Below are 11,916 nucleotides of genomic sequence, written 5' to 3' on the forward strand. Positions count from 1 at the left end.
GGAGATCAAGCCTTCTTGGTCTCCCAGAAGATCTTGTCGATCTGGGCGATGTAGTCCAGCGCCTTCTGGCCCGTCGCCGGGTCGGTGGACGCCTTGGCGGCCGAGAGGGCCTTCAGGGTGTCGTTGACCAGCTGGTGCAGCTCCGGGTACTTCTCGAAGTGCGGGGCCTTGAAGTAGTCGCTCCACAGCACGGAGACGTGGTGCTTCGCGAGCTCCGCGCGCTGCTCCTTGATGACGGTGGCCCGCGCCTGGAAGTGCGGGTCGTCGTTGCCGGCCATCTTTTCCTGGACGGCCTTCACCGACTCCGCCTCGATGCGGGCCTGGGCCGGGTCGTACACGCCGCAGGGCAGGTCGCAGTGGGCGCTGACCTTGACCTTGGGGGCAAACAGGCGGGAAAGCATGGAGCATTCCTTCCTCGTGATCGTCTTCTCAGGTGCGACATTACTCCCTGCGGAAGGCGATTTCTCGGGTGCCCCCTGGGGCTTAGGGCAAAAGTCCAGGGTGAGACTGAGACTGGTGGAGGAACGGACCGGGGAGGTGCCGGAGATGCCGGAGCTGTCGCAGGAGGGCGAGCGGGGCAGGGCCGTGGCGCCCTGGGGGCTGGCCGAGGTGACCGGCCCGTCCATGGTGCCCACCCTCCAGCACGGTGACCGGCTGCTGGTCCGTTACGGCGCCGCGGTCCGGCACGGTGACATCGTGGTCCTGCGGCATCCCTTCCAGCAGGACCTGCTGGTCGTCAAGCGGGCCGTGGAGCGGCGCGAGGGCGGCTGGTGGGTGCTCGGCGACAATCCGTACGCCGGCGGGGACAGCACCGACTACGGGGTCGTGCCGGACGAGCTGGTCCTCGGCACGGCCCGGTTCAGGTACCGGCCGCTGCGGCCCGGTCAGCGCTCGCCGCTGGCGCTGGCGCGCTGGGCGGTCTCGGCCGCGAGGCCGCTGCTGCCCGACCGGTCGGCCTCCAGGCGCTTGCGGGCCCGGTAGGCGGCCACGTTGGCACGGGTGGCGCAGCGGTCGGAGCAGTAGCGCCGGGAACGGTTGGTCGAGGTGTCGAGGTAGGCGTTGCGGCACGGCGGCGCCTGGCACAGGCCGAGGCGGTCGACGCCGTACTCGGTCAGGTGGAAGGCCAGGCCCATCGCCGCGATCGCCGCGTAGCCCGCGGTGGCGTTGGACGGATGGTCGGCCAGGTGCATGTGCCACAGCGGACGGCCGTCGTCGTCGCGGAAGTCGTGACCGGAGATCTGCGGGCTCACCGGGAACTCCAGCAGCAGCGAGTTCAGCAGGTCCACCGCGAGGGTCTCGTCGCCCTTGTCGGCCGCCTCGAAGACCGCGCGCAGCCGGGCCCGGACCGAGCGGAAGCGTGTGACGTCGGCGTCGGTGGCGCGGCGGGCGGCCGAGGCGTTGACGCCGAAGAGGTCGCGGACGGCCTCGACCGAGGTGAGGGTGTCCTTGCCCCGGACCGGCTCCTCACTGTTCACGAGACGCACGGCGTAATCCGAGTAATAGGCCAGTTCCACTTGTAGTCCTTACGGAGGCGTTCTATCTTCGTGAGAGCGGAGACGTAACAGATGCCTGCGCTTACAGGGTATTACGCGCGGTTGAGGAGGGGGGCTGCATGACCGCCACGGCGGACACCGACTGGCAGGCCTGGCAGGAGAGCTGGGACCGGCAGCAGGAGTGGTACATGCCGGACCGCGAGGAACGGTTCCGGATCATGCTCGACATGGTCGAGGCCTTCGCCGGGCCCGAACCGCGCGTCCTCGACCTGGCCTGCGGCACCGGCAGCATCACCGCCCGGCTGCTCGCCCGCTTCCCGGGCGCCGTCAGCACCGGCGTCGACCTCGACCCCGCGCTGCTCACCATCGCCCGGGGCACGTTCGCCGGGGACGACCGCGTCACCCTCGTCGAGGCCGACCTCACGGACCCCGGCTGGCCGGCGCGGCTGCCGCACGACACGTACGACGCGGTCCTCACCGCCACGGCTCTCCACTGGCTGCGCACGGACGCCCTCGATGCTCTCTACGGCCGGGTCGCCGATCTCGTTCGCTACGGCGGCGTCTTCCTGAACGCCGACCACATGATCGACGACACCACGCCCCGGATCAACGCGGCCGAGAGCACCCTGCGGCGCACCCGCATGGATCAGGCCATGCGCGACGGCGCCCTCGACTGGGCGGAGTGGTGGGCGCTGGCGGCCGAGGACCCCGTCCTCGCGGCGCCCACCGCCCGCCGCTTCGAGATCTACGGCGCCCACGCCGACGGCGACATGCCCTCCGCGGCCTGGCACGCGCGCACACTGCGGGCGCGCGGCTTCGGTGAAGCCCGGCCGGTGTGGTGCTCGCCGTCGGACACGCTGCTGCTCGCACTGAAGTGACGCGGGGGCGCCGCCCCCGGGCGGTTCGGCGCCGCCGACGGCGAAGGGCGGTACGGAGTGTCTCCGTACCGCCCTGCGTGCGCTACCGGTGAGGCTCAGAGGACCTTCGACAGGAACGACTGCGTCCGCTCGTGCTGCGGGTTGGTCAGCACGTCCCGCGGATGACCGGATTCGACCACCACGCCGTTGTCCATGAACACGAGGCTGTCGCCCACCTCGCGGGCGAAGCCCATCTCATGGGTGACGACGACCATGGTCATGCCGGACTCGGCGAGGTCGCGCATGACGTCCAGGACGTCACCCACCAGCTCCGGGTCCAGGGCCGAGGTCGGCTCGTCGAACAGCATCAGCTTCGGGTCCATGGCGAGGGCCCGGGCGATCGCCACCCGCTGCTGCTGGCCGCCGGAGAGCTGCGAGGGGTAGTGCCCCGCCCGGTCGGCCAGGCCCACGCGGTCCAGCAGCTGCATGGCCCGCTCCCGGGCCTGCGTCCTGGAGACGCCCCGCACCTGCACCGGCGCCTCGATGACGTTCTCGAGCGCCGTCATGTGCGGGAACAGGTTGAAGCGCTGGAAGACCATGCCGATGTCCCGGCGCTTCATGGAGACCTCGCGGTCGCGCAGCTCGTAGAGCTTCTCGCCCTGCTGGCGGTAGCCGACCAGCTCGCCGTCGACGTACAGGCGCCCGGCGTTGATCTTCTCCAGGTGGTTGATGCACCGCAGGAAGGTCGATTTGCCGGAGCCGGAGGGGCCGATGAGGCAGAACACCTCGCCCGGCTTCACCTCCAGGTCGATGCCCTTGAGCACCTCGACGTGGCCGAAGGACTTGTGGACGCCCTCCGCCTTGACCATCGGGACGGTGCCCTGCGACGGGGAGTCCTGCTTCTTGCTCAGCTTCTCGGTCATGCTGCCGTGACCTTCCTGCTAGAGAAGGTCGTCAGGTGCGCCTTGACCTTCTGCCACGGGGTCGGCGGAAGGCTGCGGCTGGAACCGCGGGCGTAGTACCGCTCGACGTAGTACTGGCCCACGCTCAGGATCGAGGTCATGATCAGGTACCAGGCCGCGGCGAGGAAGTACATCTCGACCGGGGCGCCGGAGTTCTGGCCGATGTCCTGGGCGAAGCGGAACAGTTCGGGATACTGCACCACCGACACCAGCGAGGTCGTCTTCAGCATGTTGATGACCTCGTTGCCGGTCGGCGGCACGATCACCCGCATGGCCTGCGGGATGATGATCCGGCGCAGGGTCCGGCTGTGGCTCATGCCGAGCGCGTGGGCGGCCTCGGTCTGGCCCTCGTCGACGGCGAGCAGGCCGGCACGGCAGATCTCCGCCATGTACGCGGCCTCGTTCAGGCCGAGGCCCAGCAGCGCGGTCAGGAGAGGGGTCATGAAGTCCGACCACTCGTCCTTGTACAGCGGACCGAGGTTGATGTACTGGAAGACCAGGCCCAGGTTGAACCAGACGACGAGCTGCACCAGGACCGGGGTACCGCGGAAGAACCAGATGTAGAACCAGGCGATCGACGAGGTCACGGGGTTCTTCGACAGCCGCATCACCGCGAGGACGATGCCGCCGAAGATGCCGATCGCCATCGAGGCGACCGTCAGCAGGAGGGTCTTGCCGACGCCGGTCAGGATCCGGTCGTCGAAGAAGTAGTCCGGGACGGCGCCCCAGTTGATCTGACCCTGCGCGAACGCGTAGATGATCGCGACGAGGATCGCGATGGCGATGACGGCGGAGACGTATCGTCCGTAGTGCCGGACCGGGATGGCCTTGACGGCCTCCGGACCGGCCGGGGGAGTGCCCGGCTCCCCGGCCGTCTTCTTGATGTCTGTCACAGGTGTTGCCTCTCAGTGGCCGCTGGAACTACGCGGTCACTTGCCGCCGTTGATCACGGACTCCTTGACGGCGCCGTCCTGGGCGCCCCACTTCTCGAGGATGGTCTTGTACTCGCCGTTGGCGATGATCGCGTCCATCGCGGCCTTGAGGGCGTCCCGCAGCTGGGTGTCCTTCTTGGCCACCGCGATGCCGTAGGGGGCCGCCTCGACCTGGTCGCCGACGATCTCGAAGTCCTTGCCGCCGCCGGAGGTCTTCACCGCGTACGCGGCGACCGGGAAGTCGGCGGACACGGCGTCCGCGCCGCCCGAACGCAGCCGGGTCTGGGCCTGCTGGTTGTCGTCGAAGGCCTCGATGGCCAGCTTCTTGCCGCCCGGGCACTTCTTGGCCTGCTGCTTGGCCAGGTCCTCCGAGGTGGTGCCGCGCTGGACGGCGAGCTTCTTGCCGCACAGGTCCTCCCAGGTCGCGATCCCCTGGGTGTCTCCCTTGCGGGTGTAGATCGAGACGCCGGCGGTCAGGTAGTCGACGAAGTCGACACCCTCACCGACCTTCTTGCCGGTGTCCGGGTCCACGCCCTCCTGACGGTTCTTGTTGTCCGTCATCGCCGACATCGCCATGTCGTAGCGGTCCGACCGCAGACCGGTGAGCAGGGTGTCGAAGGTGCCGTTCTGGAAGTCGAACTTCACGCCGAGCTGCTTGCCCAGGGCTGCCGCCAGGTCGGGGTCCAGGCCGACGACCTTGCCGGAGTCGTCCTTGTACTCGACCGGGGCGTACGCGATGTCGGAACCGACCTTGATGACACCCGCGCTGCGGATGTCCGAGGGGAGCTTGTCGGCCAGCGGTGCGCTGGTCGTCGACGCGCTGCCGGAGTCGTTGTTCTTGTCCTTGGTCTGGTCACCGCAGCCGGTGAGCAGCAGCGCCCCTGCGACCGCGATCGCACCGACCGCGGCCAGGCGGGAGTGCGCGGCGGTCGTACGACGGGTGGAGCTTGCGGTCATCGTGGTTCCTCCGGCGGAAGGGAAGAGGTGCGATGGGTCGACGGAAACACACACCTTCGGGTGTCGCGACCTCGTGGGTTTACGGCATCTTGCCATTCGGACTACGCCATTCAGGGGCGTCACTATGTCAAAATCGGATAACGGGCGACGCTCGAACCCCATCAGGTCGGTACATCTTCGGTCTACCACTACCGGACCTTCTGCGGGAATCCAGCCATCCAGCCGGAAAATCTTCGGCGCATCTCACGATGTGGTCGTCGACTTTCTGCCGGTTTCGTGCTGTTCGGGCCCTCTCCGGCATGCCGTGACGGCCTCTCCGGCGCGCCTCGACGCCCTCCGTGGCAGGCCGTGACGCCCTCGGCGCGCCCCGCGCGAAGGCGTGGCCGGCCCGTCGGCCAGGCGTCACCTGCCGGTGGCTTTGCGGTTCCTCGATGTGACCTTGCACCTAATGGACTCGTCGTGGGTGCCGTCCGTCCGGTAAGAAGGTTCTTTACACCCCTCATCCGGGGCTCAGGGCGCGTGTGCGGCGCGCCCGTCGCGTATGTGCTCGCCCGTATCCGCAATCGAGCCGTGCGCGGTGCCCGCCCACCCCTCACCAGGAGTGGTCGACCCTCAACCATGCATACCTAAGGGGTAAGACAAAGTGGCAGCGGAGATCGTCAATCCTCGCAGCGACAGTACGGACCAGGACGGCGGGGCCGAGCCCCTCGATTCCTTCGATCCGGCGTTCGCGCTGCACCGTGGCGGCAAGATGGCCGTGCAGGCCACCGTGCCGGTCCGCGACAAGGACGACCTTTCCCTCGCGTACACGCCCGGAGTCGCGCGCGTGTGCACCGCGATCGCGGAGCAGCCGGAACTGGTCAACGACTACACATGGAAGTCCTCGGTCGTCGCCGTCGTCACCGACGGCACCGCCGTGCTCGGACTGGGGGACATCGGTCCCCAGGCCTCCCTCCCCGTGATGGAGGGCAAGGCCATCCTCTTCAAGCAGTTCGGCGGCGTCGACGCGGTGCCCATCGCGCTCGACTGCACGGACGTGGACGACATCGTCGAGACCGTCGTCCGGCTCGCCCCGTCCTTCGGCGGAGTGAACCTGGAGGACATCTCGGCGCCCCGGTGCTTCGAGATCGAGCGCCGGCTGCAGGAGCGGCTGGACATCCCGGTCTTCCACGACGACCAGCACGGCACGGCCGTCGTGACGCTCGCGGCGCTGCGCAACGCGGCGCGTCTGAGCGGGCGTGAGATCGGGCAGCTGCGGGCCGTCATCTCGGGTGCCGGCGCGGCCGGTGTCGCCATCGCCAGGATGCTGGTCGAGGCCGGCATCGGCGATGTGGCCGTCGCGGACCGCAAGGGCGTCGTGTCGGCCGACCGGGAGGACCTGACGCCGGTCAAGCGTGAGCTGGCCGGTTTCACCAACAAGGCCGGCGTCACCGGCTCGCTGGAGGACGCGCTCGCGGGCGCGGACGTCTTCATCGGCGTCTCCGGCGGTACGGTCGCGGAGGCGGCCGTCGCCTCCATGGCCGAGGGTGCCTTCGTCTTCGCGATGGCCAACCCGAACCCCGAGGTGCACCCGGAGGTGGCGCACAAGTACGCGGCGGTCGTCGCGACCGGCCGCTCGGACTTCCCGAACCAGATCAACAACGTGCTGGCCTTCCCCGGCATCTTCGCGGGTGCCCTGCAGGTGCGGGCCACGCGGATCACCGAGGGAATGAAGATCGCCGCGGCGGAGGCGCTGGCGGCGGTGGTCGGTGACGACCTTGCCGCCGACTACGTGATTCCGTCGCCGTTCGACGAGCGGGTCGCTCCGGCGGTCACCGCGGCGGTGGCCGCGGCCGCCCGTGCCGAAGGAGTCGCCCGGCGCTGACCCGGCGCTCGATGGCCCCGTCCGTGCCGGACGGGGCCATTCTCTTTGCCCGCGCCCCGCCTTGCGGGCGCTGACGGCACGTTCTCCTCGGCCGGCGGGGACCGGACTGCGCTGTACGGGTGCCGGTGCGCAAGAGGGCATGTGTCACAGGGGTTCCTGGTTCCGTCCGCTGCGCGGCGCACCTATCGTCGAGCCCATGTTCGCTGTCTACGCCGCCCGAATCGACCGCGACCAGCCGCTCACCGGCCTCGAGTTGGGGGAGCGCCCGGCTCCCGAGGCCCGTCCCGGCTGGAGCACCGTCACCGTGCGGGCCGCTTCCCTCAACCACCACGACCTCTGGTCCCTGCGGGGCGTCGGCCTCCCGGAGGGCCGGCTGCCGATGATCCTCGGCTGTGACGCCGCCGGCGTCGACGAGGACGGCAACGAGGTCGTCCTGCACTCCGTCATCGGCCAGACGGGCCACGGCGTCGGCCCGGACGAGCCGCGCTCCATTCTCACCGAGCGCTACCAGGGCACCTTCGCCGAGCAGGTCGCCGTGCCGACCTGGAACGTCCTGCCCAAGCCGAAGGAGCTGTCCTTCGCCGAGGCCGCCTGTCTGCCCACCGCATGGCTGACGGCGTACCGGATGCTGTTCACCAACGCCGGGGTACGGCCCGGTGACTCGGTGCTGGTGCAGGGCGCGGGCGGCGGTGTCGCCACGGCCGCGATCGTGCTCGGCAAGGCGGCGGGACTCAGGGTCTTCGCCACCAGCCGGGACGAGGCGAAGCGCAAGCGCGCCCTGGAGCTCGGGGCCGTGGAGGCGGTCGAGCCGGGTGCGCGGCTGCCGCAGCGGGTGGACGCCGTGATCGAGACCGTGGGCGCCGCGACCTGGTCCCACTCGGTGAAGTCCCTGCGGCCCGGCGGCACGCTCGTCATCTCCGGCGCCACCAGCGGCGACCGGCCCTCGCACGCCGAGCTGACCCGCATCTTCTTCCTGGAGCTGAAGGTCGTCGGCTCCACCATGGGCACGAAGGACGAACTGGAGGACCTGCTCTCCTTCTGCGCGGCTACCGGGGTACGGCCCGTCATCGACGAGGAGCTGCCGCTGGACCGGGCCCGTGAGGGCTTCGAGCGGCTCGCCGCCGGGGAGCAGTTCGGGAAGATCGTGCTGACGAACGGCTGACGCCGCCGGAGCAGGGCTTGTGAGGCGGGTCCGGGGTACCGGACCCGCCTTTTCCGCGCCGCGTTCGTCAACTGTGGTTGACATGCAGAGATCGTCAACATAGGTTGACGTCATGACAGAGGCAACCGATCTCGCCGAGCGTGCCGGCGACCGCGATCCGCGGGTCGGCCTGCGGGCCGTGGCCGCACTGCGCAGGCTGCTGGAGCAGTTGGAGGCGGTGCAGGTGCGCAGCGCGCGCAATCAGGGCTGGTCGTGGCAGGAGATCGCCGCGGAGCTCGGTGTCAGCAGGCAGGCCGTGCACAAGAAGTACGGGAGGCGTTGATGTTCGAGCGGTTCACGAAGGACGCCCGGGCCGTGGTCAAGGGGGCGTTCGAGCATGCGGAAGCCGGCGGGGCGCGGGTGGTGGACGCCGAGCACCTGCTGCTCGCCCTCCTCGACCGGGAGGGCAGCCGCGCTTCCTTCGCGCTGTCCGCCCTCGGGCTCGCGGAACGCCGGGAGGGTGTGCGACGGGCCCTGGCGCAGGCGCAACGGCATGCCGGGCTCACCCGGGCGGACGCGGATGCGCTGGCGGGGCTGGGGATCGACGTGTCGGAGATCGTGGCCCGAGTGGAGGAAGCGCACGGCGTCGGGGCGATGTCCGGCGAGCGGAGGGGCTGGGGCCGGCGGCCGGGGCGCCGGCCGGGCTTCGGCCGCGGGGCGAAGGATGTGCTGGAGCGGTCCCTGCGGGTCGCTCTCGCTCGTGGTGACCGGCACATCGGTGACGAGCACCTGTTGCTGGCGTTGACGGCTCTGCCGGGGGTGTCGGGCGAGGTGCTGGCCGACGTGGGGGTGACGTATGCGTCGGTGACGCGGGTGTTGTACGGGGTGGGAGTGGGGTGAGGGGTCCGTCCCCTCGGGCCGGGCCCTGGGTCTGCCCACCCGCCCGACCGACTCGGTCGGTTGGAAGGTGGACCACCCCGGGCTCCGCCCCCGGACCCCGGTCTGCCCGCCCGCCCGTTGCTGTCGGCTGGAAGGCGGGTGACGCGGGGCTCTCCCCCGGACCCCGGTGAGCCCTCCTGACCGTTGCTGTCGGTCGGTGGTGCTCAGGGGGTCGGGTGGCGGAGCAGGGCTGTGATGTGGGCTGCCGCTGTCGACAGGTGGTGGCGGGTGTCGCGGAGTTGGTCGGGAGTGACGCCGTGGTCGCGGGCCATATCGCGGATGTCGTCGCGGAAGCGGTCCAGCAGGCGGTCCAGGTCGCGGGCCGGGTCGCCGGTGGAGTCCTCGTGGGCCCAGGAGGGTTCGTACCCGGCGGGGAAGTCCTCCGGGGACGACGTGTAGTGCGGTTCGGACGTGGCGGTTCGGGCCTTGCCGTAGTCCTTGCCGAACTCGCCGAACTCCTTCGCGAGTTCCGTCAGGCCCTCGCGGACGCCGGTCGGCCAGTCGCCGCGCGAGAAGTGGTCCTGGACGCGGTCCTGGACGCGCCGGGCGATGCGCTGCACCTCTTCCTGCGCCTGCGCCCGGGCCCGCGCCTGTGCCTCCTGTGCCTGGCGGCGGGCCTGCTGGGCCTCCTCCCGGGCCCGGCGGCTCTCGTCCTTGGCGCGGCGGGCCTGCTCCTTCCACTCCTGCCTGGCCCGGCGCATCTCCTCCTTGGCCGCGCGCCAGGACTCCTTGTCGCCGGCCTCCCCGGCGTCGCCGTACTCCCCGAAGGGGCTCGGCCCGCCGCCTGCCGCCTTGGTGCCCCGGCGGGCCTCGGAAGCCGCCGCACGCATCTCGCGCCGCAGGTCGCCGGCCGCTCCGCGCACGTCCGCCCTTATCTCGGCGGCCAGTTCCGCGACCGACTCGCGGATCTCCAGCTCCAGATCGGCCAGCTCGCCTCGTCTGTCGGCGAGTTCGGCCCGGCCCGCGTCGGTGATGGAGTACACCTTGCGTCCGCCCTCGGTGGTGTGCCGGACCAGGCCCTCGGCCTCCAGTTTGGCGAGCCTGGGGTAGACCGTGCCCGCCGACGGCGCGTACAGCCCCTGGAAGCGTTCCTCCAGGAGCCTGATCACCTCGTATCCGTGGCGCGGGGCCTCGTCGAGCAGCTTGAGCAGGTACAGGCGCAGGCGGCCGTGGGCGAAGACGGGGGGCATGTCAGAGCACCTTCTTGTCGGTCGTGCCGTCGGCCGGGGCATCGGAGGCGTCGGTGCCCTGGCCGGAGACGGCATTGTCCCCCGGGGAGGACGGTGTCTCGTCGGCCGGGTCATGCGCGGAGGTGGCTCCGTGGCTTCGTGAGGGGTCGGTCTCCCAGTCCGTGCCTGTTCTGTCCTCGTCCTCCCCGTGCGGGCGGCGCAGCAGGGCGATCGAACCGGAGACCGTCGTGGCCCGCAGTCTGCCGGTGCCCGCGCCCAGCCGGCCAGTGATCTTGTGGGCGCCCCACTGGCCGTGCACCCGCAGTCCGTCGAAGGCGTTGGAGATCGTGCCGCTCGCCGTGTTGGCCTCCACCTCGGCGTCCCCCGGGTGCGGCAGGCGGATGGCGATCTCGCCGGAGACGCTCGTGAGGCTGACCTCCGTGGGGCCTTCCGGATCCAGGTCCACGATCATGGAGCCGCTGACGGAGTCGGCGCGCACGGAGCGGCCGGAGCCCTCGACCACGGTCAGGTCTCCCGAGACCGAGTTGAACCGCAGGTCACCGGTGACGGCCTGTGCCTCCAGGTTCCCCGAGACGGTGTCCGCGCGGACCGGGCCCGAGACGCCGACCAGCGTCGTGTCGCCGGTCACTCCCTTGATCACCGCGGGGCCGTGGACGCCGGACACGACCGCGGCGGCGCCGACCACGCCCACCTCCACGCGTGTGCCGGTGGGGATCGCCAGGGAGACGACGGCACTGCGGCGCCAGCCCTTGCGGTCGAGCCACTTCAGGAAACCCTTCCAGGGCAGGTCGTCGTAGGCCACGGTGAGGGTGCCGCGCTTGTGTGTCACCTTCAGGGGCGGGCCCTCGATCTCCGAGATCTCCAGACGGGCGGAACCTTCGTCGGTGCCGACCACGTTGACCGTTCCGTTGACGATGCGGACCTGCAGGTCGGTGACCGGGGTGTCGAAGGTCAGCTTCCGGGGCTCTGCGACGGAGTACTCGGACATGGGGCCTCCTCGGGGGCCGGGCGTCGGCTGCGACGCGCCATATCGCGTCCGCTTGATAAACACGATATATCGCGGCCTTGGGAAGTCAAGACACTCTTTCGTGTGCGCCGGTTCCGGTGCCGGTGCTTGCCCGCGCTGGTCCGCGCTTGCGGAGTGCCTCCCCCCAGAGGGGGTGGCACCAGCGCCCACCCGTGCCGCCCCAGCGCGGCACGACTGCCCGCGGCTACGGCGCGGCTGGGTGGCGCGGTGCGCTTAGGCTGTTGGGGAAGGCACCATCGGCCTGGATGTTCACGCAGGAGAGACGCACCCCATGTACTTCACCGACCGCGGTATCGAGGAGCTGGAGAAGCGGCGCGGCGAGGAGGAGGTCACCTTCGAGTGGCTCGCCGAGCAGTTGCGCACGTTCGTTGATCTCAACCCCGACTTCGAGGTGCCCGTGGAGCGGCTGGCCACCTGGCTCGCCCGCCTGGACGACGAAGACGACGACGAGTAGGCGCGATCAGGGCAGGATCAAGGCGCGATCAAGGCACGATCAAGGCGCGATCAAGGCGAAGGGCCCGGTCCGAGTCGGAAGACTCGGACCGGGCCCTTCG

14 protein-coding genes are annotated in these 11,916 nt (G+C 70.3%); 7 read left to right on the forward strand and 7 right to left on the reverse strand.

Going from position 1 to position 11,916, the window contains the following annotated elements; all coding sequences use genetic code 11:
- Positions 1–5: 5 nt before the first annotated feature.
- Positions 6–401, reverse strand: coding sequence for a superoxide dismutase, Ni (gene sodN, locus IE177_RS03360; protein WP_014674929.1), 396 nt, complete (start codon positions 399–401; stop codon positions 6–8).
- A 145-nt stretch (positions 402–546) separates the two neighbouring features.
- Here sodN and sodX point away from each other — a divergent pair, with 145 nt between their 5' ends.
- The gene (gene sodX / locus IE177_RS03365; protein WP_190013357.1) at positions 547–981 is read left to right on the forward strand and encodes a nickel-type superoxide dismutase maturation protease; all 435 of its coding nucleotides are present in this window, start codon (positions 547–549) and stop codon (positions 979–981) included.
- Here the strand turns inward: sodX and IE177_RS03370 are convergent.
- Positions 885–1,514 carry a CGNR zinc finger domain-containing protein gene (locus IE177_RS03370; RefSeq protein ID WP_190013170.1) on the reverse strand — a complete coding sequence of 210 codons (630 nt, stop codon included), beginning with the start codon at positions 1,512–1,514 and terminating at the stop codon, positions 885–887. The two genes, sodX and IE177_RS03370, sit on opposite strands and share 97 nt — an antisense overlap.
- Before the next feature lie 98 nt (positions 1,515–1,612).
- Between IE177_RS03370 and IE177_RS03375 the strand changes: the two genes are divergently transcribed.
- Complete coding sequence (locus IE177_RS03375; protein ID WP_190013171.1) at positions 1,613–2,371, forward strand: class I SAM-dependent methyltransferase; 759 nt, start codon at positions 1,613–1,615, stop codon at positions 2,369–2,371.
- A 95-nt stretch (positions 2,372–2,466) separates the two neighbouring features.
- Here the strand turns inward: IE177_RS03375 and IE177_RS03380 are convergent, their stop codons facing one another.
- The 3 genes from IE177_RS03380 to IE177_RS03390 are packed head-to-tail and all read right to left on the reverse strand — an operon-like array spanning position 2,467 to position 5,201.
- Positions 2,467–3,219, reverse strand: coding sequence for an amino acid ABC transporter ATP-binding protein (locus IE177_RS03380; RefSeq protein ID WP_190013358.1), 753 nt, complete (start codon positions 3,217–3,219; stop codon positions 2,467–2,469).
- Positions 3,220–3,269: 50 nt separating this feature from the next.
- On the reverse strand, positions 3,270–4,205 hold the full coding sequence (locus tag IE177_RS03385) for an amino acid ABC transporter permease (protein WP_190013172.1): 936 nt from the start codon (positions 4,203–4,205) through the stop codon (positions 3,270–3,272).
- Positions 4,206–4,241: 36 nt separating this feature from the next.
- Entirely contained in the window at positions 4,242–5,201 is a 960-nt protein-coding gene (locus IE177_RS03390) for an ABC transporter substrate-binding protein (protein WP_190013173.1), read from the reverse strand.
- Between the two features lie 643 nt (positions 5,202–5,844).
- On the opposite strand from IE177_RS03390, the gene IE177_RS03395 reads away from it, so the two are divergent.
- From IE177_RS03395 to IE177_RS03410, 4 genes are all read left to right on the forward strand, one after another.
- Positions 5,845–7,065, forward strand: coding sequence for an NAD(P)-dependent malic enzyme (locus IE177_RS03395; protein WP_190013174.1), 1,221 nt, complete (start codon positions 5,845–5,847; stop codon positions 7,063–7,065).
- Between the two features lie 196 nt (positions 7,066–7,261).
- Positions 7,262–8,227: a zinc-binding dehydrogenase gene (locus IE177_RS03400; protein WP_190013175.1), complete on the forward strand. Its 966-nt coding sequence runs from the start codon at positions 7,262–7,264 to the stop codon at positions 8,225–8,227.
- 112 nt (positions 8,228–8,339) lie between these two features.
- Positions 8,340–8,549, forward strand: a complete 210-nt coding sequence (locus IE177_RS03405; RefSeq protein ID WP_003997975.1) for a helix-turn-helix domain-containing protein — start codon at positions 8,340–8,342, stop codon at positions 8,547–8,549.
- Positions 8,549–9,106 carry a Clp protease N-terminal domain-containing protein gene (locus IE177_RS03410; RefSeq protein ID WP_190013176.1) on the forward strand — a complete coding sequence of 186 codons (558 nt, stop codon included), beginning with the start codon at positions 8,549–8,551 and terminating at the stop codon, positions 9,104–9,106. Before IE177_RS03405 ends, IE177_RS03410 begins: the two co-directional genes overlap by 1 nt.
- Positions 9,107–9,309: 203 nt before the next feature.
- Here IE177_RS03410 and IE177_RS03415 read toward each other — a convergent pair whose 3' ends face one another.
- Positions 9,310–10,335 (reverse strand): PadR family transcriptional regulator, encoded by a 1,026-nt coding sequence (locus tag IE177_RS03415; RefSeq protein ID WP_190013177.1) that lies wholly within the window; start codon positions 10,333–10,335, stop codon positions 9,310–9,312.
- A 1-nt stretch (position 10,336) separates the two neighbouring features.
- Positions 10,337–11,323, reverse strand: coding sequence for a DUF4097 family beta strand repeat-containing protein (locus tag IE177_RS03420; protein WP_190013178.1), 987 nt, complete (start codon positions 11,321–11,323; stop codon positions 10,337–10,339).
- Between the two features lie 310 nt (positions 11,324–11,633).
- On the opposite strand from IE177_RS03420, the gene IE177_RS03425 reads away from it, so the two are divergent.
- Entirely contained in the window at positions 11,634–11,816 is a 183-nt protein-coding gene (locus tag IE177_RS03425) for a DUF6104 family protein (RefSeq protein ID WP_019075209.1), read from the forward strand.
- Positions 11,817–11,916 lie beyond the last annotated feature (100 nt).

This window comes from Streptomyces lucensis JCM 4490 (assembly GCF_014650035.1).
Lineage (GTDB): Bacteria > Actinomycetota > Actinomycetes > Streptomycetales > Streptomycetaceae > Streptomyces > Streptomyces lucensis.

Coding starts and splice junctions, on each gene's coding strand:
- sodN (WP_014674929.1), bottom strand. CDS start 401: ATGCTTTCCCGCCTGTTTGCCCCCAAGGTCAAGGTCAGCGCCCACTGC.
- sodX (WP_190013357.1), top strand. CDS start 547: ATGCCGGAGCTGTCGCAGGAGGGCGAGCGGGGCAGGGCCGTGGCGCCC.
- IE177_RS03375 (WP_190013171.1), top strand. CDS start 1,613: ATGACCGCCACGGCGGACACCGACTGGCAGGCCTGGCAGGAGAGCTGG.
- IE177_RS03380 (WP_190013358.1), bottom strand. CDS start 3,219: ATGGTCAAGGCGGAGGGCGTCCACAAGTCCTTCGGCCACGTCGAGGTG.
- IE177_RS03390 (WP_190013173.1), bottom strand. CDS start 5,201: ATGACCGCAAGCTCCACCCGTCGTACGACCGCCGCGCACTCCCGCCTG.
- IE177_RS03400 (WP_190013175.1), top strand. CDS start 7,262: ATGTTCGCTGTCTACGCCGCCCGAATCGACCGCGACCAGCCGCTCACC.
- IE177_RS03405 (WP_003997975.1), top strand. CDS start 8,340: ATGACAGAGGCAACCGATCTCGCCGAGCGTGCCGGCGACCGCGATCCG.
- IE177_RS03410 (WP_190013176.1), top strand. CDS start 8,549: ATGTTCGAGCGGTTCACGAAGGACGCCCGGGCCGTGGTCAAGGGGGCG.
- IE177_RS03415 (WP_190013177.1), bottom strand. CDS start 10,335: ATGCCCCCCGTCTTCGCCCACGGCCGCCTGCGCCTGTACCTGCTCAAG.
- IE177_RS03420 (WP_190013178.1), bottom strand. CDS start 11,323: ATGTCCGAGTACTCCGTCGCAGAGCCCCGGAAGCTGACCTTCGACACC.
- IE177_RS03425 (WP_019075209.1), top strand. CDS start 11,634: ATGTACTTCACCGACCGCGGTATCGAGGAGCTGGAGAAGCGGCGCGGC.